This is a genomic window from Streptomyces sp. LBL (assembly GCF_029893585.1).
GTDB lineage: Bacteria > Actinomycetota > Actinomycetes > Streptomycetales > Streptomycetaceae > Streptomyces.
The window spans coordinates 61708-84317 of sequence record NZ_JARXYX010000017.1; the positions used below are offsets into that span (position 1 = coordinate 61708).

Sequence of the window (22610 nt, forward strand, 5' to 3'; positions counted from 1 at the left end):
GTCCGGCGGGGCCCGGCCCGGCCGGCGTGTGATCGCACGTCGGCCGGGCCGGGCTCAGGCGCGTCGCCCGGTGAGGTCCGGATGTGCCGTGACGACGTGCTGTCCGGCGTCGGAGTTGGTCAGCACAACCAGCCCGGAGCCTTCCTGGAGGCGGGCTGTGGCCATGGCGCGGTAGCCGGTGACGGAGCCGCCGTGCCCGTACTCGCGCTCCGGGCCGGTGGAGTCGACCAGGGTGCCGAGCCCGTAGAGGGTGTCCCGGTGCGCGGTGAGCATGGCCCCGGCGGTGTCCTTGCCGAGCAGGGCGCCGGACAGCCCGTGGTACGAGCGCCGCAGCGCCAGCAGGGCGGTGCCGAGGTCGGCGGCGGTGGTCCACAGCCCGGCCGCGGCCACGTCCGTACGGGGCAGCCAGCCGTCGGCCAGGGGGGTGCCGTCGTCGTGGTGGCCCAGGGCGACGGGGAGGCCCGCGGTCCGCGGGAACCGGAGCTCGTATCCGCTGCTGTCCATTCCCAGCGGCTCCAGCACGGTCCGGCGCATGGCCGCGCCGAACGCCTCGCCCGTCACGTCAGCGACCAGTTGCTGGAGCACCGCGTAGTGGACGTTGGCGTTGCGGAAGACCTGCCCGGGCACGAACTCCCGGCGCACGTGGTGCCGCAGTACCCGCAGCAGCGGCCGGCGGGGCTCCCCGGCGTACGGGGTGAGACCCGACAGATGGCCCAGCAGCGCGCGTGCGGTGACCGGGACGTCGGTGTCCTCCCCGGGGACCCGCCAGGTGGTGAGCAGGGTGTTGACGTCCTCGTCCAGCGAGAACGCGCCGGCGTCGGCGAGCCGCAGCACCCCGAGCGCGGTCACGAACTTCGAGGCGGAACCGACCCGGAACAGGGTGTCGGAGGTGACGGCCTGCGTTCCTCCGGCCCGCAGGGTGCCGTAGGTCTCGACGTCGGCGACCTCGCCGTCCCGAAGGACGGCCACCGCGGCGCCGGGGACGGCGTGCGCCGCCATGGCCTCGGACACGGCTTCGCGTCGCGGTGCGCGAGCGGCGCCCCCGCGGGCGGAACCCGGTGTCACCGCCCGTTGCTCCGGCGCCTGCTCCCTCCCGGCGGACTGCTCGGCCTGCTCTGCCCCGGCGGACTGCTCGGCCTGTTCCGCCGCGGCCGCCGCCAGGGCGGCGAGCGTGGGGTGCTGGTACAGCATCAGAGCGGTGACCGGCACTCCGGTCTCCCGCGCGGCCAGGATGACCTGGGGCACCAGGATCGAGTGACCGCCGAGCGCGAAGAACCCGTCGTCCCGCCCGACCCGTTCGATGTCCAGCACCTGCTCCCAGACGGCCGCCAGCCTCCGCTCCTCGTCCGTGACCGGGGCCGCGTACGCGGCGGAGGCCGCCACTGCCGTGCGGTCCGGGGCGGGCAGGGCCCGCTGGTCGAGTTTGCCGTTGGGGGTGAGCGGAATGGCGTCCAGCCGGGTGAAGGCGGCCGGCACCATGTACTCGGGCAGCCGTCCCGCGCAGTGCGCCGCCAGGGCGGTCGCGTCCGCGTCGCCGCTCGCCTGGGGCACCCAGTACGCCGCAAGCCGGACATCACCGGCCCGGTCCTCGCGGGCGATGACGACGGCCTGACGCACCGCCGGGTGTTCCAGCACCACCGACTGGACCTCGCCGAGTTCGATGCGGTAGCCGCGGATTTTGACCTGGTGGTCGATGCGGCCGAGGAATTCGAGGCTGCCGTCGGGTCGGCGGCGGGCGAGGTCTCCGCTGCGGTACATGCGTGAGCCGGCTGGGCCGTGGGGGTCGGGTGTGAAGCGGTCGGCGGTCAGGGCGGGGCGGTTGAGGTAGCCGCGGGCGATGCCGGGGCCCGCGACGTGGATTTCGCCGGGGACTCCGGTCGGTACCAGGTGTCCGGCGGTGTCCAGCAGCCGGATCCGCAGGTCGCTCAGTGGTCGGCCGATCCGGTTGGGTGTCTGCGGGTTGAGGTCTTCCGCGGTGAGTTGGTGGATGGTGCTGTGGACGGTGGTTTCGGTGATGCCGTACATGTTGACCAGGGCGGGTTGTTCCGGTCCCATGCGGTCGGTCCATGGCGTCAGTGCGGTGGTCTCGAGTTTTTCGCCGGCGAACACGACGGCACGCAGGGCGAGTTGGTGGATGCGGGGGTCGTTGTCGGCGGCTGCGGAGACCAGGCCGCGGAAGGCGGTGGGGGTCTGGCTGAGGACGGTGACGTGTTCGCGGATGAGCAGGTCGAGGAAGTCGTCCGGGGAGCGGGTGGTGTCCTGCGGGACGACGATCAGTGATCCGCCGTGGAGCAGGGCGCCCCACATCTCGAACACCGATACGTCGAAGGCGTAGGAGTGGGCCATGGACCATACGTCGGAGGTGTCGAAGGCGTAGTGCTCCTGGGCGGTGGTCATCAGCCGTACGACGTTGGTGTGGGTGAGTGCGACACCCTTGGGTCGGCCGGTGGAGCCCGAGGTGTAGATGGTGTAGATCAGGTTCTCGGGTGTGGCGACGGGTGCGGGGTTGTGGGTGGGGGCGGAGGCCAGGGCTGCGGCGTCGGGGCCGTCGAGGATGAGCAGGGGGCCGTTGTAGATGGTGTTGAGCTTGTTCGCGAGTGTGGTGGTGGTGATGACGAGGTGGGCCTGTGCGTCGGTGACGATGTGGCCGAGGCGTTCGGTGGGGTTGGCGGGGTCGAGGGGGAGGTAGGCGGCGCCTGCTTTGAGGATGCCGAGGAGGGTGGGGATGAGGTCGGGTCCGCGGTCGAGGCAGACGCCGATGAGGTGTTCGGGGGTGGTGGCGAGGGTGCGTAGGTGGTGTGCGATGCGGTTGGCGTGTTCGTTCAGTTCGCGGTAGGTGAGGTGGGACGTGCCCGCTCGTACCGCGACGGTGTCCGGGCTCGCCGCCACCCGCGCCTCGAACAACTCGTGCACACAGGCCGTGACCGGCTCGCCGGCCGCCGCCCCGCTCGCCGCGCTGCCGAGCAACTGCTCCAGCTCGCCCCCGGGCAGGTGCACCGCGCGGGCGTCCCCGTCGAGTCCGTGTGCGATGGCTTCCAGCACCGAGCGGTACATGGCGGCCATCCGGTCCGCGTCGGCCCGGCTCAGCAGATGGGTGTCCGAGTGCAGCCCGATCCAGCGGTCGCCGTGCACCTGCACGGACAGCCCGAACTCGGTCGGCGCCTCACTGACCCCTGCTCCGGCGTCCACCCGGCCCCTGTCGACCTGGTGGAAGTCCACATAGTTGAAGTGGATGTCGAGCAGACGGCGGCCGCCACCCCACTCCCGCTGGATGGCCGGCAGCGGATAGGCGCGGTGCCCCCAGATCTCCGTCTCCCGCTCGAACACCTGGCGCAGCAGTTCGTCCCAGGTGCGGGCGGTGCGGTCATACGGGAACGGCAGCGTGTTGAGCAGCATTCCGACCAGCCGTTCGGCACCGGGCGCCTCCGGCCGGGTGTGGAAGACGACTCCGGTGTGGAAGGCCTCGGATTCGGTGAGCTGGCTCATCACCTTCAAGTGCGCGGCCAGCATCACCGTCTTGAACGGCACCCCGGCTTCCTTCGCCCGGGCCCGCAGCGTCGGGGCCAGGCCGTCCAGTTCGACGCGCACGCCATAGCTCTCGCGCGGGAGGGCCGGGTCGCCCGCCCACGGTGCGGGCGGTGTCAGGGGCGTATGGCCGGTGACGATCCGCTCCCAGAAGGCGCGGTCCTCCGCCGATGTCAGGGCCGCAAGTTCACCGGCGAGCACATCCGCGAACCGTACGGACGGTGCCTGGTACGCGGAGATCCGGCCGGTGTCGCGGGCCTCCCGGTAGGCGTCCAGCAGCTCCATCTGGAGGGTGTGCTGGCTCCATCCCTCGAGAATCACGTGGGACTGGGTGAAGGTCAGCCACCAGGTGCGCTCGCTCTCGCGGTGGGCGAAGACCCGCAGCAGCGGGGCCGCGCCCAGCTCGAACAGATCCGAGCGCTGGGCGGCGACGAAGGCACGGAACTCCCGCTCCAGTCCGGCGCGGTCCGCCGAGCGCAGATCGTGGACGGCGACCGGGACCTCGGCGGTGGCGTGCACCACCTGCATCGGCACCCGGTGCCCGGTGACCCGGGCGGAGGTGCGCAGCACCTCGTGCCGTGCGGTGATCTCCTGTACCGCCCGACGCAGGGCTGTCTCCGAGAACGGACCGTCGTCGTGGATCCGCAGCGAGACCACGGTGTGGTAGGCGCCCCGGCCGTCGTCGGCGAGTTGCTCCCCGATCATGGCCAGTTGCACCTGTGAGAGGGGGTAGGCGTCGGTCGCGTCCTCGGGGAGGGTGGCGCGGTCCGCGGCGTCGATCAACGCGAACGGCGCCACCGGGACCGCTGTCGCGGCCGGCTCGGGGGCTTCTCCGGCGCCGGTCCCGGCCGTTCGCCCGTCCAGCGCCGCGGTGAGCGCGGCCACGGTGCGGTGCCGGAACAGGTCCCGTACCGACGCCCGCAGGCCCTTGCCGCGCAGCGCGCCGACCACGGCCACGGCGCGGAGGGAGTCGCCGCCCGACTCGAAGAAGTCGTCCTCGACGCCGAGTTCCGCCACCTCCAGCACCCGCGACCAGACCTCGGCGACGGCCGCCTCGGCCGCGGTCCGCGGAGCGGTCCGCGCACGGTTGTCCAGCGCGGACGCCGGGGCGGGGAGCGCCTTGCGGTCGATCTTCCCGTTGGGGGTCAGCGGCAGTTCGCCGAGGATCACCAGCGCGGACGGCACCATGGCGGCGGGCAGCAACCGGCCCAGTTCTTCGCGGATCGCCGCGGGGTCGGCCGCGGGTGCCTGTTCACCCGTGGCCGACGCGGCGGGCACCAGATAGGCCACCAGACGCTGGACGCCGGGGACGTCCTCCCGTACCAGCACGGCCGCCGCGGAGACGTCCGGCCGGTCGGTCAGCGCGTTCTCGATCTCGCCGAGTTCCATCCGCACCCCGCGGAGCTTGACCTGGTGGTCGACCCGGCCCAGGAACTCCAGGCCGCCGTCGGCGTTCCAGGCCGCCACGTCACCGGTGCGGTACAGCCGGGACCCGGGCGGGCCGATCGGGTCGGGCAGGAAACGTTCCGCGGTCAGCGCCGGCCGGCCGCCGTAGCCGCGGGCGACTCCGTCCCCGGCCACGTACAACTCGCCGGGCGCGCCCACGGGTACGCGCCGCAGCCGCTCGTCCAGCACGTGCAGCCGGGTGTTGCGCACCGGGCGGCCGATGGTGACTCGGGTCCGCCCGGCCGGGCCGGCCCGGTCGAGAAGCGCGTGGGTGACGTCGTCGGAGCACTCGGTGGGACCGTAGGCGTTGACCATCGGCACCAGCGGGAACCGTTCGAACCAGCGGCGGCACAGGTCGGGCGGCAACGCCTCCCCGGTCACCACCATCCAGCGCAGCTCCGGCAGCGTGCGGGTGAGGGCGCCGGTGGCCCAGGCGTCAAGCGCCGCCCGGAGCAGCGAGGGCACCACTTCCAGCACCGTTGCGCGTTCCGCGCAGGCGCGCGGGAACAGTTCCAGCGGGTCGCCCGCGCTGTCCCGGTCGACGACGCGTACCTGAGCGCCGACGGTGAGCGGGGCGAGCATCTGCCACACGGAGATGTCGAAGGAGAGCGGCGCGTTGTGCACCACACGGTCCGACTCCGTCAGCGCCAGGTCCTCGATCTTGGCCAGCAGGTGGTTGCCCATCCCGCGCCGGTGTACGAGGACACCCTTGGGGCGGCCCGTGGAACCCGAGGTGTAGAGGACGTAGGCGAGGTTCTCGGGACCGGCGGCCGGGAGCGGGCCGGTGACGGGCGGCTCCGCCTGTTCCCCGGCGTCCAGGGATGTGCCGGGTTCGTCGAGCAGGACGGTCCGCGGCGGCCCCCCGGGCAGTCCGGCCAGCGCCGCGTCGAGCAGTCCGGTCAGCCGCCGTTCGGTGAGCAGCACCCGGACACCGGCGTCCTCGGCCAGGAACGCCAGCCGCTCCGGCGGGTATTCGGGGTCGAGCGGCAGATAGGCGCCGCCCGCCTTGAGCACCGCCAGGACGGCCAGCACCGTGCGCGGTGAGCGGTCGGCGCAGAGCCCCACCACCGTGTCGGGGCCGACGCCGGCCGCCCGCAGCCGACGGGCGAGCCGGTCGGCCCGGGTGTCGGCCTCGCCGTAGGTGAGGAACTCACCGTTGTCCGCGACCAGGGCGGGACGGCCGGGGTGGAGTGCCGCCCAGCGGGCGAACTCCTCCTCCGGCGCCACCCACACCGGCTCCCGTTCCGTCCGGGTCCAGGCGGCGAGGCGCTCGCGGTCCGCGTCGGGCAGGAAGGCCTCGCGGGCATCCCCGTCGGGGTCGTCCGCCATGGCCTCGAGGACCGCGCGGTACATCGCCCCCAGGGCGGCACCCCGCTCCCGGGAGACGACCCGGGTGTGGGTCTTCAGCTTCAGACCCGCGCCGGAGGTGTTGACTTCCAGGTCGAACTCGGTGGCGCCGGAGCCCAGCGCAGTCGCCACGTCCACCGTGTCCTCGTCGACCACGTGGAAGTGCTGGTAGTTGAAGATCACGTCGATCAGGCGCTCGCCACCCGCCTCCCGCTGGATCTCGGGCAGCGGGAACCGGCGGTGCGGCCACATCTCCGCCTCGCGGGCGAAGACCCGGGCCACCAGGTCCCGCCAGGTGCGGGCGGTCCGTTCGTGCGGGAACGGCAGGGTGTTGACGTACATGCCGTAGACCCGGTCGGCGCCGACCACCTCGGGCCGGGTGTCACAGATCAGCCCGGTGTGGAAGGACGCCTCGTCGGTGAGCCTGCCCAGCACCGTCAGATGGGCCGCCAGCAGCACGCTCTTGAACGAGGCACCGGAGGCGGAGGCGAGCAGGCGCAGCCGCGACTCCAGATCCCGCAGGGGCACCGGCACGTCGTACGCCGTGTCCGGCCCGTCGCCGGAGTCCGCCCATGCGGCGGGCAGCACCAGCGGCGGACGGTCGGCGACGGTGGCGTGCCAGAAGGCGCGGTCCTCCGGCGAGGCCAGCGAGGCCAGTTCGGCGTGGACGGTGTCGGCGAACCGCACACCGGGGGTTTCGGGAGCCGTCGGCCGCCGGCCGTCGCGGAGCGCCTGGTAGGTCTCCACCAGTTCCATCAGCAACGCGTGCTGGCTCCATCCCTCGGTGACCGCGTGCGACTGGGTGAGTCCCAGCCACCAGCCGCCGGACCCGGCGGCCGCCGGAGGTTCTGTGTGGACGCTCACCCGCCACAGCGGACGCCCCGGCTCCACGGCGAAGACGGCGGCCCGCTCGGCGGTCAGGAAGGTCTCCAGTTCGGCCGCGCGCGCGTCTTCGTCCGTGCCGTCCAGCGCGTGCACCGCCACGGCGACGGTCAGTTCGTCCGGGGAGTGCACGAGCTGCACCGGCACCGAGCAGCCGGCCAGGTCGAACGAGGTGCGCAGGATGTCGTGCCGGCCGGCCACCGTGGTCACCGCGGCGCGCAGCGCGTCCTCGTCGAACGGCACGGCGTCGCGGACCCGGTAGGTCGCGGCGTGGTGGTAGGCGGCCCGGCCGTCCTCGGCCAGCATCTCGACGAGCATGCCGGTCTGGACCTGCGTGAGCGGATACGCGTCGTCGAGTCCGGCCGGCAACCGCCCCCGGTCCTCGTCGGTGAGCAGCGTGAACGGCTTCACCGGCTCGTCCGTCGCGGCGGGGGCCGGCCGGCCGGTGATCAGCTCGGCGAGCGCCGCGACCGTGCGCCGTTCGAACAGGTCCCTGACCGAGATGTCGAAGCCGGCCGCGCGGATCGCGCCGACCAGCGCGACCGCCCGGATCGAGTCGCCGCCCAGGTCGAAGAAGGACTCCTCCACTCCGGCGCGGTCCACGTCCAGGTCCAGCACCGTCGCCCAGATCTCCGTGAGCCGTGTTTCCACCGGGGTGCGTGCCGTGACGGCCCCGGCGGCGCCTGCGGCGCGGTCGGAGTCGGTGGGGGCGGGCAGCGCCCGGTGGTCCAGTTTTCCGTTGGCCGTCAGCGGGATCCGCACCAGTTCCACGAAGGCGGCGGGCAGCATGTAGGGGGGCAGCTCTTCCGCGAGGTGCTCCAGCAGCGCGGCGGGCGCGGGCAGTGGCCGGGCTCCGACGGGCACGGCGTACGCCACGAGCAGTCGTTCGCCCCGGTCGTCCTCGCGGACCACCACCCGGGCCTGCGCCACGTCGTCGTGCGCGGTGAGCCGGGCCTCGATCTCGCCGGGTTCGATGCGATAGCCGCGCAGCTTGACCTGCTGGTCGGCGCGTCCCAGGTACTCCAGGCCGCCGTCCGGCAGCCAGCGCACCAGGTCGCCGGTCCGGTAGAGCCGGGAGCCCGCCGGGCCCCAGGGGTCGGGCACGAAACGGTCGGCGGTCAGAGCGGGGCGGCCCCGGTATCCGTGGGCCAGCCCCGGACCGCCCACCAGCAGTTCGCCCGGAACCCCGACGGCCACCGGCCGCAGCGCCGCGTCCACCACATGGGCCCGGCTGCGCGGGACGGGGGTGCCGATGGGCACCGACACCGCGTCCTGGGCCAGCTGGTCGACGAGGTGCCAGGTGGAGAAGGTGGTGTTCTCGGTCGGGCCGTAGCCGTTGAGGAGTCGGCCGGGCGCGCCCTGGGCCAGCACTCTGCGTATCGTCACCGGGTCCAGGGCCTCACCGCCGACGAGTACGGTGCCGACGCTCGCGACGGCATCCGGGACCGTGGCCACGGTGTGGTTGAACAGCGAGGCCGTCTGCCAGAGATGGGTCACGGCGTTCTCGCGCAGTGCGGCGGCCAGCGCCTCCGGCTGGAGTACGGACTCGCGTTCGAGGACGACGATCCGGCCGCCGCTGAGCAGCGGACCCCACAGTTCCAGGGTGGCGGCGTCGAAGGAGACGGAACTCGCGTGCGCGAACCGGGTCTCCGGGCCCAGCCGCAGATAGCCGGCCTCCCTGACCAGGCGTACCACGGCCCGGTGCGGCACGGCGACACCCTTGGGCGCACCCGTCGAACCGGACGTATACATGACGTACGCCAGGTCCTCGGCGGTCACCGGCACACCGGGACGCGCCGCCCGTGGCAGGGCGTCGGCACGGTCGGCGTGGACCACGGGGCCGCTCCAGCCGGACAGCCGGTCGGTCAGGGCATCCGTCGTGACGAGCGCTGCCGCGGCCGCGTCGTCGGCCATGAAGGTGAGCCGGCCCGCCGGGTACTCCGGGTCGAGCGGCAGATACGCCGCACCCGCCTTCAGTACTCCGAGCAGCGCCGCGACCAGCGTCGCCGAGCGGTCCAGGCAGACTCCGACCACCGCGCCGGGGGTGACCCCCGCGGCCAAGAGCGCGTCCGCCACCGACGTGGCCCGGGCGTCCAGTTCGGCGTACGACCACACCGTGCCGTCCGCGGCGGTCAGCGCCACCGCTTCGGGGGCGGCGGCGGCCCGCGCCTCGAACTCACCGTGCACGGTGGTGACCGGCGCGCTCTCGCTCTCGGCACGCGCGACGCCGCTCCACCCGCGGACCACCGTCTCGTACTCGGCTTCCGGCAGCCGGTGCCCGCGCGCGTCTCCGTCGGGACCGTCCGCGGCCATCGCCTCCAGCGCCGACCGGTACATCGCGGCCATCCGCTCCGCGCCCGTCCGCGTCAGAGCGCGCGAGTCGGAGCGCAGACTCAGCACGCCGCCGAGGGTGGTGATCCACAGCGCGAACTCGGTCGAGCTGCTGTTGATGCCGTTGCCCTCGTCCTCCGCCGAGTCGTGTCCGGCCGCGCCGAAGTCCAGATGGCTGAACAGCACTTCCACCAGCCGCCGTCCCGAGCCGAACGCGCTCTGGATCGCCGGCATCGGGTAGTGGCGGTGCGGCCACGCCTCGGTCTCCCCGGCGAACACCTCCCGCGCCAGCTCGCCCCAGGTGCGGGCGGAGCGGGCGGCCTCCCCGTAGCCGAAGGGCAGCGTGTTCAGGTACATCCCGAGCAGCCGGTCGGCACCGGGGAGCTCCGGGCGGGTGTGCCCCACCAGTCCGGTGAGGAACTCCGGCTCGTCGGTGAGCCTGGCCAGGACCGTCAGGTGCGCCGCGAACAGCACACTCTTCAACGGCACCCCTGCCTCGGCCGCCAGTGACCGCAGCCGGGGCTCCAGATCGGCGTACGAGAATCCGGCGCCGATCCGCTCCACGGGCGCGCCCGCGTCCCCGCGCCAGGCCTCCGGCAGGCGGAAACCGGTGCGGTCCCGCACCACGGAGGCCCAGTACGCCTGGTCCGCGGGCGAGTTCAGCGCGGCCAGTTCGGCCGCGACGGCGTCGGCGTAGCGCAGCGCGGGGGCCTCGTACGGCCCCGCCGGGGCGCCGTCGCGCAGCGTCCGGTACGTCTCCACGAGCTCGGCGAGCAGTGTGTGGTAGCTCCAGCCCTCCAGCACCGCGTGGCTCTTGGTGAAGGAGCACCGCCAGGAGTCGTCGCGCTGCACATGGACGTGGATCCGCAGCAGCGGGGCGTCGGACTCCAGGTCGAAGGGGCGTCCCCGCTCCCGCGCGGTGAAGGTCTCCAGGATCCGGCGCTGTCCGTCGTCGTCCAGGCCGCGCAGATCTGTCCACCCGCAGGGCACGGCCGGTTCGGCGTGCACCAGTTGGAGGGGTACGCCGTAGCCGGTGAGGTCGACCGACGTGCGCAGGATGTCGTGGCGTGCCGTGACCGTCCGCAGGGACTCCTCGAACACGCCGAAGTCGAACGGGCGCTCGTCACGCAGCAGGAAGGAGGTGAGGTCGTGGTAGGCCTCCCGGCTGTCGTCGGTCAGGTTCTCCACCAGCATGCCGAGCTGGTTCTGCGACAGGGGGTAGGCGTCCAACAGCCCGGCCGGCAGCGCCTGCCGGTCGGCGTCGGACAGCAGCGAGAACGGGAGGACCGGGGCCGGCGCGGACGCGGGCGCGGGACGGCCGGTGAGCCGCTCGCAGAGCCGGGCCACCGTACGGCACTCGAAGACGTCCCGCACCGTGACGTCGTATCCGGCGGCGCGCAGCACTCCGACCAGGCCCACGGCCCGGATCGAGTCGCCGCCCAGTTCGAAGAAGCCGTCCTCGACGCCGACCCGCTCCACACCCAGCGCGGTCCGCCACACCGCGGCGACCCGCTCCTCCGTCTCCGTGCGCGGCGCGACGAACGCTGTGCGGTGTCCGTCGTCGGCGGGCACCGGCAGCGCGCGCCGGTCCAGCTTGCCGTTGGCGGTCAGCGGCAGCGCCGCGAGAGCGACGAAGGCGGACGGCACCATGTATTCGGGCAGCCGCGCGGCGCAGTGGGCGGCCACGGCGGCGGCGTCGACACGGGGGCCCTCGACACCGAGGCCCTTGACACCGGGGCCCTCGACACCGGGGCCCTCGACGTCCGCGGGCACCACGTACGCGACGAGACGCCGCTCGCCCGGCGCGTCCTCGCGGACCACGGTCCGGGCTTCGACGACTGCCGGGTACTCGCCCAGCACCGCGTCGATCTCGCCGGGTTCCACCCGGTAGCCGCGCACCTTCACCTGGTCGTCGGCACGCCCGAGGAAGTCCACGATCCCGCCCGGCAGCACCCGGGCGACATCGCCGGTCCGGTACAGCCGGCTCCCGGCCGCTCCGTAGGGGTCGGGGACGAAACGTTCGGCGGTGGCGTCCGGCCGGCCCGCGTAGCCGCGGGCCACGCCCGCGCCGCCGATGTACAGCTCACCGGTCACACCCGCCGGCACCGGCTGCATCCGGGCGTCCAGGACATACATCGACGTACCGGGGACCGGTCCGCCGATCGGCACCACCTCGGCAGCCTCCAGGGCGCCGTCGTCCCGCACGTCGAACACACTGTTGCCGACGGTGATCTCGGTGGGCCCGTATTCGTTGACGACACGCGCGCCGCCCAGGGCCGCCGCCCAGTGCCCGGCGGTCCGGGCGAGGAGCGCCTCGCCGCCCACCACGAGCACCGGAGCCAGCCCCGTCGCCCGCTCGGCGGGCACCTGGTGGGTCAGCATCTCCAGGTGACCCGGTGTCAGCTTCACAAAACCGTAGGGCCCGTTGTCGGCGAGCCAGCCGCCCAGCTCCGACAGGTCGCGGCCCGAGCCGAAGAGCCGCACCGCGCCACCCGCCAGCAGCGGGGCGTACAGCGTCGGCACCACCAGGTCGAAGGCCACCGAGGAGAACAGCGGCGCGTCGCAGGAGGCGGCCGTACCGCCCGCGAGGTAGTCGTCGACGGCCCAGCTCAGATAGCCGGCCAGGTTGCGGTGCGATATCTGCACGCCCTTCGGGCGGCCGGTCGAACCGGAGGTGTAGATGACGTACGCGAGGGTGTCCGGATCGATGTCCACCGCCGGCGGTTCGGCACGACCCTCGGTCAGCAGATCGGCGTACAGCACCGGACCGGCGAACACCTCCGCCGCCGTCCCCGCGTGGTCCGACACCGTCACCAGTACGGGCGCCGAGGCGTCCGCGGTCACGGCCCGCAACCGCGCCGCGGGCCAGGAGGTGTCCATGGGCACATAGGCGGCGCCCGCCTTCCAGACTCCGAGCAGCGTGGGCAGCAGCTCGGGAGTGCGGTCGAGCAGCACCGCCACGACCGTCTCGGGGCCGACGCCGAGCGCACGCAGTTCATGCGCGATCCGGTTGGCCCGCTCGTCCAGCTCGCGGTGACTGAGCGTCACATCGGCGGCCACCACCGCGGGGGCTCCGGGGACCTTGGCGGCGGTGCGCTCGATCAGCCGCGGCACGGGGGTGCTCCTCGGCTCCCCGGCCCGTACGGCCCAGTCGCCGAGCAGCAGCGCACGCTCCTCCTCGGGCAGGAGGGCGGCACGGGCGTCGCCGCCCGGGTCGGCGGCCATGGCCTCCAGAACCGACCGGTACAGGGCCGAGACGCGGTCCAGCGCGGCGTCGGACAGAGCGTGCGGGGCGGCGGTCAGGATGATGTGGCCGGACCGGGAGGAGACCGTCAGCGGGAACTCGGTGGGGCTGTCGTCGAACCCCTCCGTGTGGTCGACGAACTCCCCGTCGACCTGCCGGAAGTCCTGATAGTTGAAGTAGACGTCCAGCAGCCGCCCACCGCCACTGAACTCGCTCTGGATCGCGGGCAGCGGGTAACGCCGGTGGGCCCACAGCCCGGCCTCACGGTCGAACACCTGCCGCACCAGCTCCTGCCAGGTGGCGGCGGTCCTGTCCATGACGAAGGGCACCGTGTTCAGATACATGCCGTACACCCGGTCGGCGCCGGCCACCTCGGGGCGGGCGTCGCAGACGAGCCCCGAGTGGAAGGACTCCTCGTCGGTGAGCCGGCTCAGCACCGCGAGATGCGCGGCGGTCAGCACACTCTTCAGCGATGCGCCGGCGCGAACGGCGAGCGCGCGCAGCGCGGGCTCCAGGTCCGCCCAGCGGGTGGCCCGCTGCACCGTGCCCCCGGACGCGCTCCTCGTACCGCGCCAGGCGTCCGGAAGCGTGAACGACGGGTGCTCGGTGACGACCGACTTCCAGTAGGCGCGGTCCTCCGCCGACTCGATCGCGGTCAGTTCCCCCGCCACGAAGTCGGCGAAACGGAGCCCGGGCGCCTCATAGGGCTCCACGGCACGGCCGTCGCGCACCGCGCGGTAGACGCGGAGCAGTTCCATCAGCAGCGAGTGATGGCTCCACCCCTCCAACAGCGGATGGCATTCGGTGACCGACAGCCACCAGCCGCCGTCACCCGTCTCATGGACGAAGAACCGCATCAGCGGCGGACGGGTCAGATCGAACAGCCGGGCGCGCTCCCGGTCGCTGTGCGCCCGCAGTTCCGCCCGTACCTCAGCCTCGTCCCGGCCGGTGAGATCCTCGGCACCGACCGGGAGCTCGGCCGACTGGTGCACCAGCTGGAGCGGGCGGGAGAACTCCGACAGATGCATGGAGGTGCGCAGCACCTCGTGGCGGCCGGTGACCGTCCGCGCCGCCTCGGCCATCGCCTCGGGGGCGTAGGGCTCGGCGTCCCGGATCCGGAAGGCGGTGACGTTGTGGTAGACGTTGCGGCCGTCCTCGCCGGTCAGCATCTCGATGAGCATGCCGAGCTGGTTCTGCGACAACGGGTAGGCGTCCGTGACGCCGGCGGGCAGCAGCGCCCGGTCTTGATCGGTGACCAGCTCGAAGGGCCGTACCCGGTGCTCGGCCGCCACCGCGGGCCGGCCCGTGATCAGTTCCGCCATGCGGGCGACCGTGCGGTGCCCGAAGACGTCCCGTACGGCGATGTCGAATCCGGCCGCGCGCAGGGAGCCCACCAGGGCCACGGCCCGGATCGAGTCGCCGCCCAGTTCGAAGAAGTCGGCGTGCACCCCGAGCCGTTCCGAGCCGAGCACGGCGGCCCATACGGCGGCGACCTGCTCCTCCACCGGAGTGCGGGGGGCGGTCGAGTCGGTGGTCCCGGCGGCCTGCGTTCCGGGGGCGGGCAGCGCCGCCTGGTCCAGCTTGCCGTTGGGGGTCAGCGGAACGGCGTCGAGCACCACGAGGGCGGCGGGCACCATGTACTCGGGCAGGGCACGGGACACCGCGGCACGCAGCTCCCGCACATCCGGCTCGACGTCTTCCTCGGGCACGACATAGCCGGTCAGCCGGCGGTCGCCGGGGGTGTCCTCCCGTACCACGACCACGGCCTGCCGCACACCGGGCAGGGCGGCCAGCGCTGTGGACACCTCGCCGAGTTCGATGCGGTAGCCGCGGATTTTGACCTGGTGGTCGATGCGGCCGAGGAATTCGAGGCTGCCGTCGGGTCGGCGGCGGGCCAGGTCCCCGCTGCGGTACATCCGTGAGCCGGCGGGCCCGAAGGGGTCGGGCACGAAACGGTCAGCGGTCAGATCAGGCCGGTTGAGATAGCCGCGCGCGACCCCGGGACCGGCGACATGGATCTCCCCCGGCACCCCGACCGGCACCAGCCGCCCCCGCGCGTCCAGCAGCCGGATCCGCAGGTCGCTCAGCGGCCGGCCGATCCGGTTCGGCGCCAGCCGGTCCAGGTCCTCGGAGGCCACACGGTAGAAGGTGCTGTGCACGGTGGTCTCGGTGATCCCGTACATGTTGACCAGCGCGGGCCGCTCAAGACCCATCTGCTCGGTCCACGGCTCCAGCGCGGCCACTTCGATCTTCTCCCCGGCGAACACGACCGCACGCAGGGCGAGTTGGTGGATGCGGGGGTCGTTGTCGGCGGCTGCGGAGACCAGGCCGCGGAAGGCGGTGGGGGTCTGGCTGAGGACGGTGACGTGTTCCCGTACGAGCAGGTCGAGGAAGTCGTCCGGGGAGCGGGTGGTGTCCTGCGGGACGACGATCAGTGATCCGCCGTGGAGCAGCGCGCCCCACATCTCGAACACCGATACGTCGAAGGCGTAGGAGTGGGCCATGGACCATACGTCGGAGGTGTCGAAGGCGTAGTGCTCCTGGGCGGTGGTCATCAGCCGTACGACGTTGGTGTGGGTGAGTGCGACACCCTTGGGTCGGCCGGTGGAGCCCGAGGTGTAGATGGTGTAGATCAGGTTCTCGGGTGTGGCGACGGGGGCGGGGTTGCTGACTGGTTCGGCGGCCACCGCGGCGGCGTCGGCGCCGTCCAGGACGAGTAGGCGGCCGTCGTGGATCCCTTCCAGCCGGGGGGCGAGAGCGGTGCTGGTGATGACGAGGTGGGCCTGTGCGTCGGAGACGATGTGGCCGAGGCGTTCGGTGGGGTTGGCCGGGTCCAGGGGAAGATAGCCGGCACCCGACTTGAGGATGCCGAGGATCGTGGGGATGAGGTCGGGGCCGCGGTCCAGGCAGATCCCGATGAGACGTTCCGGAGCCGCGCCCAACGCCCGCAGCCGATGGGCAATGCGGTTGGCCCTCTCGTTCAGCTCCCGGTAGGTGAGGACGGACGTGCCCGCCCGTACCGCGATCGCGTCCGGGCTCGCCGCCACCCGCGCCTCGAACAACTCGTGGACACAGGCCGTGACCGGAACCTGACGGTCCTCGGTGAACGACTCCGCGGCCGCGGACCGTTCGGCCTCGTCCAGGAACTCCAGCGCGGAGACCGGCACGCCGGGGCGGTGCACCGCGTCGTCGAGCAGCAGCGCGAAGTGGCGGGCCATCCGGCGGGCGGTCGCTTCGTCGAACAAGGCGGTGGCGTACTGGAGTTGAGCGTCGAAGCCGCCGTCCGGCCGTTCCTGGACCTGGAGAGTCAGCTCGCACTTGGCGACGCCGTCGCTCAACAGGAACGGTTCCGTGCGCAGTCCGGGCAGCTCGAAGGCGTCGTAGCGCCACTCGTGCAGGGTGAATCCCACCTGGTACAGCGGGGTGCGGGAGAGGTCGCGCTGCGGCTGCAGTTCGTCCACCAGCCGCGCGAACGGGACCTCCTGGTGGTCGAAGGCGTCCAGCACCGTGGCGCGGCCCTCGGCCAGCAGGTCGCCGAAGCTCGCGCCGTCCGCCCAACGCGCCCGCATCACCAGGCTGTTGATGCCGTAGCCCATCATCCCCTGGAGCTCCGGACGGACCCGGCCGGAGACCACGGTGCCGACGGGCACGTCGGTGCGGCCCGTGTACCGGGACACCAGCACCTGGAAGGCGGTCAGCAGCACCGTGAACGGCGTGGTGTCGGACGTGAGCGCGAGTTCCCTGACCAGGTCCGCGACGCCGTCGGTCAGCGGGCACGACACGTCCGCGCCCCTGGAGTCGCGGACAGTGGGGCGTGGCCGGTCGGTGGGCACCTCGACCGGCTCGACCCCGGCGAGCCGGGTGCGCCAGTGGGCGAGCTGCTTCTCCAGCCGGCCGCCGGTCAGCCGCTCGCGCTGCCAGGCGGCGTAGTCGGCGTACTGGAGTGAGGGGGCGGGCAGCGCGGCGCTGACGCCCTGCGTGTGCGCCGTGTACAGGGTGGACAGCTCACCGCCGAACACCCGGGTGGACCAGGCGTCGCACGCGATGTGGTGAAAGACCACGACGAGTACGTGGTCGTCCTCGGCGAGCCGCAGCAATGTGCCGCGGACCGGCCACTCCTCCGCCAGGTCGAACGGCACGTCCAGGGCCCGGCGAACGGCGTCCCGGGCCCAGCTCTCCCGCCCGTCCGGTGAGAGCGAGCCCGGCGCGCCGAGGAGTCCGAGCCCCAGGGGGCCGGGCTCGTCGATGATCTGCACCGGCTCGTCACCGTCCATCGCGTACCGGGTGCGCAGGATCTCGTGGCGCGCGCACACCTCGTCGAAGGCCCGCTCCAGCGCCGCCGGGTCCAGTCGGCCGCGCAGCCGCAGCACCAGCGGCACGAGGTACTCGGTGCTCTCCGGCTCCAGCCGGTTGAGGAACCACATCTGCTGCTGGCCGTGCGAGAGCCGCAGCGGAAGGGAGCGGTCCGCGCGAGCGATGGCGGGGCGTCCCCGGCGGGAACCCCTGCGCCCCGCCAGGCGGCGGCGCAGCAGCGCCTCGATGTCTGTGCCGGCCTCGGTCGCCGGCTCGCCCGTCTGGTCGATGCTCATGCCTGGTGCTCCTCGTCTCGCGCAGTGGCGAACTCCGTACCGAAGCGGGAGTCCTCGCTGAGCTGGTGGATCTCGGCGCGGATGGCGTCCTCCACCGCTTTGGCCTGTCCGGCGACGGTCGGGTGCTCGAAGACCACGCGGACCGGAAGGCTGATCTCGTACTCGTCCTGGAGTGCGGCTATCAGGCGGATGGCGAGGATCGAATTGCCGCCGGAGCGGAAGAAGTTGTCGTCGGGGCCGGCCGTCCGGCCGAGTACCTCGTGCCAGATCTCGCCGATGGCCTCCTCGACGATGCTCAGCGGCGCGTCGCCCGTGGCCGGTCGCGGTGACGCGGCCGGGTCGGGCAGGGCGGCACGGTCGAGCTTGCCGTTGGCGTTGAGCGGGATCAGCGGTACGGGAACGAAGACGGCGGGGACCATGTAGTGCGGCAGCCGTTGCCCGCAGTGGGCGGCCAGCTGTTCGTCGTCCGGGCACGGGGCGCCGTCGGCCGGGACCACATAGGCGACCAGGGAGAGGTCGCCCGAGGGGCCCGGGAGAGCGATCACCACCGTGTCGCGCAGCCCGTCATGGGTGGCCAGCACGGACCGCACCTCGCCGAGTTCGATCCGGTGCCCGAGGATCTTCACCTGGTCGTCGTTGCGGCCCAGGAAGTCGACCGCCCCGCCGGGCCGCCAGCGCCCGAGGTCCCCGGTGCGGTAGAGCCGGGAGCCGGGCGGACCGTACGGATCGGGCAGGAACCGGTCGGCCGTAAGACCCGGGCGGCCCAGATAGCCGCGGGCCACACCCGTTCCGCCGACGTGGACCTCGCCCACGCCGCCGATCGGAACCTGCCGCAGCTGCTCGTCGAGGATCCGCATCACCATGCCCGGCAGCGGCGACCCGATGGGCACCACCCCGTCGGCGACGGGCGCCGTCAGCGGGTGTACGCAGGTGCCGACGGACGCCTCGGTCGGCCCGTACTCGTTGATGAGCCGGTCCGGGCCCAGCAGCCGCGCCCACCGGTCGGCGAGCCGTCCCTGCAGAGCCTCGCCCGCCACCACCACGACCCGGGCCAGCCCCTCGGCCTGCTCGTCGTCCAACTGGTGGCCCAGGATCTCCAGATGGCCGGGGGTCAGCTTCAGGAAGCTGTACGGCCCACCGTCCACAAGACGTTTGCCGAGGTCGGACAGGTCCATGTCCTGCGGCAGCAGATGTACCGGCTGACCGGTCGTCAGCGGGGCCCACAAGTTCGGGACCACCAGGTCGAAGGCCACGGAGGAGAAGACGGCGCTCCCGCCGCCCGCGAACCGGGCGTCCGCGGGGGTGCCGTCGCCGGTTCCTGTTCCGGCCAGTTCCCCGGCCGCCCAGGCCAGGTGGTTGGCCAGGCCGCGGTGCGGCACTCCCACGCCCTTGGGTGTGCCGGTGGAACCGGAGGTGAAGATCGTGTACGCCAGGCGGTCGGGATCGGCGGCCACGTCCGGCGCCGTCACGGGCAGCGTCTCGGGCACCGACGCGGGGTCGGCCAGATCGATCACGGTGAACCGGCCGCCGTGGACGCGGCTCGCGCCGCCGCCGTCGGTGAGGACGATCCGGGCCCCCGCCGCGTCGAGCATCGCGGAGATCCGCTCGGCGGGGAACGACGGATCCAGGGGCAGATGGGCACCGCCCGCCCGCCACACACCGAGCTGCGCCGCGTGCAGCCAGGGACCTCGGTCCACCAGCACACCCGCCACCGACTCGGGGCCGAAGCCCAGCTCCGCCAGCCGGTGCGCGATGCGGTGGGCCCGGGTCTGCAGTTCGCGGTACGAGAGCGCGAAGCCGTCGCCGTGCACGGCCACCGCCTCGGGGGTACGAGCCGTCCGGGCGGCGATCAGCTCGGGGACCGTGGCTCCCGCGGGCAGCTCCGCCGCCACCGACCAGCCCTCCAGTGTGCGGAGTTCCGCGTCGTCGAGGAGCTCCAACCGGTCCAGGCGCTGCCCCGGGTCGGTGCTCGCCGCGGCCAGCACGCGCAGCAGATGGCCCGCCAGCCGTTCGGCGGTGGCTTCGTCGAAGAGGCTGGTGGCGTACTCCAGGGCACCGAAGAGGGTGCCCGCCGGCCCCGGTCGCATCATCAGCGTCAGGTCGGTGTGCGCGATGTTCCAGCCCTCGCGCAGCTCCGCGAGCTCGGCTTCGGTGTCGCCGATCCGTCCGCTGAACTCGCCGTCGTGCAGGTCGAACGCGGCCTGGTACAGCGGGGTGCGGGACAGGTCACGGTCCGGGACGAGGTCCTCCACCAGCCGCTCGAAGGGCAGCTCCTGGTGGGCGAAGGCCTGCTTCGCCGTCGAGGACACCCGCTCCAGGGCTTCGGCGAAGGTGAGCGAACCGTCCAGACGGCAGCGCAGCACGACGTTGTTGAGGAAGAAGCCGACGACACCGTCGAGTTCGGGCAGTCCGCGTCCCGCGACGGGGGTGCCCACCGGGATGTCCCACTGACCGCTGTGCCGGCCGAGCACGGTGGCGTACGCCGTCAGCAGCACCATGAACGGGGTGGCGCCCTGCCGCCGGCCGAACTCGGTCAGTTGGTCGACGACCTCGGCGGGCACGGTGAACACGGCCGCCGCCCCACGGCCGTCCCGCACCGGGGGACGCGGCCGGTCGGTGGGCAGGGCGAGCTCCGGAAGATCCCGTAACGCGTCCCGCCAGTAAGCCAGTTCGGGGGCCACGGCCTCGTCGGTGAGCCGTCCGCGCTGCCACACCGCGTAGTCGGCGTACTGCACCGGGAGCGCCGGCAGACCGGGAGCGGCGCCGTCCGGCGCAGACCCGGCCAGCTGCCCGAACTCACGCTCCAGCACGGCGCTCGACCAGCCGTCGGTGGCTATGTGGTGCAGGGCCAGACTCAGCAGCCGGCTGCCGTCGTCCAGACGGATCAGCAGCGCCCGCAGGATCGGGCCGTGCTCCAGATCGAAGCCCTGTGCACGCTCGGCCCGGAGCAGTGCGGCCAGCCCGGCGCGCGAGATGTCGGTGACACGCAGCTCCACCGGCCCGGCCGGGTCGATCACCTGCGCCGGCTCGCCGTCCACCTCCACGTAGCGGGTGCGCAGCGCCTCGTGGCGGGCGACGAGCTTCTCCACCGCCCACCGGACGGTGTCCACGCCGGCCTCGCCGGGTATGTCGAGCACCATCCAGGACACCCAGTCGGGTCCCTGGGGTGCCACGCGGTCCAGGAACCACAGCCCGCGCTGCCCGTAGGACAGAGGCAGCGGGCGGTCACGGGGGACCGGGCGCGGCCCGGGCTCCGCGTCCAGGTCGAGCAGTGCGGCCTGCGCCGCGACGGTGGTGGCGGCGAACAGGGTCCGCAGGTGCAGCTCCTGGCCGCTGGCGCTGCGCAGCCGCGCCGCCAGCCGGGTCAGTTGCAGCGAGGTTCCGCCGAGCTTGAAGAAGTCGTCGTCCAGAGCGACCGAGTCCAGCTTCAGGATGTCCTGCCAGGTCTCGGCGACCATGCGCTCGGCACGGCCGGCCGGGACCCGCCGGAGACCCACGCCGTCACCGGCCGCCGCGGCCGCCGCCGGGTCCGGCAGCGCCCGCCGGTCCACCTTGCCGCTGGCATTCAGCGGGAACGCGTCCAACGTGACGTAGACGCCGGGCACATGACTCGCCGGCAGCCGCTCCCTGAGGAAACCGCGCAGATCCGGAACGGCCTCGCCGTCGTTCAGCAGCACATAGCCGGCGAGGCGCTTCGCAGCGTCCGGCAGGGTGTACGCGGTGACCACCGCGCCCCGTACCGCGGGGTGCGTGGCGAGCTGAGCCTCCACCTCGGCGGGCTCCACGCGCACACCGTTGATCTTCACCTGGTCGTCGAGCCGCCCCAGGTACTCCAGCACACCGTCGGCCTGCCAGCGCACCCGGTCGCCCGTGCGGTACAGCCGCGAACCGTCCTTGGCGTACGGGTCGGGCACGAACCGGTCCGCTGTCAGGTCCGGCCGGCCCAGGTAGCCGCGGGCCACACCGATGCCGCCGATGTGCAGCTCACCCGGGGTGCCCACACCCACCGGGGCGCCGGACGGGTCGGTCACCAGCACCCGGATGCCGTCGATCGGCCGGCCGATGGGCACCGGACCGGAGGTCTGCGCCGGGTCGAAGCGGTGGGCGGTGACGTCGATGGAGCACTCCGTCGGGCCGTACGTGTTCCACAGCCCGGCGTCCGTACGCTGCCGCAGCCGCTGCGCCAGCTCCGCGTGGAGTGGCTCGCCCGCACAGCAGACCGCGCGCAGTGCCCCGCAGCGCTCCCAGCCCTCCTCCTCGACGAGAAGCCGCAGCACGGACGGCACCACCTGGAGCACCGTCGACGCCGTGTCGCCCAGCGACCGCACCAGCGCGGCCGGGTCGCGCTCGGCGCCCGGCGGGGCGATCACCACGGTGCCGCCGGACACCAGCGGCGCGAAGATCTCCCAGCAGTGCGCGTCGAAGGTGGGCGAGGTCTTCTGCAGCACCCGGTCGGCGGGCGTGAGGCCGAGTTCGCGCACCGCCCAGTTGATCCGGTTCGCCAGGCCGGCGTGCGAGACCACGACGCCCTTCGGCTGTCCGGTCGAGCCGGAGGTGTAGATCACGTACGCGGCGTTCGCGGGCAGCGGTGCGCTGCCCGGAGCCTCCTGGGGGACCGATGCGGGCTCCCCGGCGGCCGTCCCGGGCACGACGGGCCGCGCACCGGCCTCCCGCACCGTCGCGGCCCCCGCCTCCCCGGTGATCACCACCGCGGCTCGGGAGTCCCGGATCAGCCGGACCAGCCGCTCGGGGGGCTGCTCGGGGTCGAGCGGCACATACGCCGAACCGGCTCTCCAGACCGCGAGCAGCGCGGTGACCAGCTCATGGCCGCGCGGCAGGCAGACGGCCACGGGTATCTCCGGCCCGGCGCCCAGCGCCCGCAGCCGGTGCGCCAGCCGGTTCGCGCCGTGTTCCAGTTCGGCGTAGCTGAGGGAGTGTTCGCCGTCGAGCACGGCCATGGCTTCCGGTGTCGCGGACGCTTGCCGGGCGACGAGCGCGGGGGTGAGCGGGACATCGTCGGGTGAGAAACCCGTCCGCGGTTCTGACATGGTGGTGGCTCTCCTTGTGAGATCGTCGGTCGGCCCCCAGGAAGCGGTTCGTTCCCGGCGCCGGTGGCGGGCGCCGCTGGGGCATGAGCTGTGGGACGGAGCAGGATGCGCGGAGCGGGGCCCCGGTGCGGTGGCGGCGGCTCTTCCCCGGCCGACGAAGGGCGGGGTCCTCTCGGGTGGTGGCGGGCTCGTCGTCCG

At 73.1% G+C, this 22610-nt stretch carries 2 protein-coding genes; both read right to left on the minus strand.

Annotation, left to right across the window (positions count from 1 at the left end; all coding sequences use genetic code 11):
• Positions 1-54: 54 nt before the first annotated feature.
• Positions 55-17364, minus strand: a complete 17310-nt coding sequence (locus M2271_RS21235) for a non-ribosomal peptide synthetase (protein ID WP_280888863.1) — start codon at positions 17362-17364, stop codon at positions 55-57.
• Positions 17361-22412 carry a non-ribosomal peptide synthetase gene (locus M2271_RS21240; RefSeq protein WP_280888864.1) on the minus strand — a complete coding sequence of 1684 codons (5052 nt, stop codon included), beginning with the start codon at positions 22410-22412 and terminating at the stop codon, positions 17361-17363. The genes M2271_RS21235 and M2271_RS21240 overlap by 4 nt, the downstream gene beginning before the upstream one ends.
• Between the last annotated feature and the right edge of the window lie 198 nt (positions 22413-22610).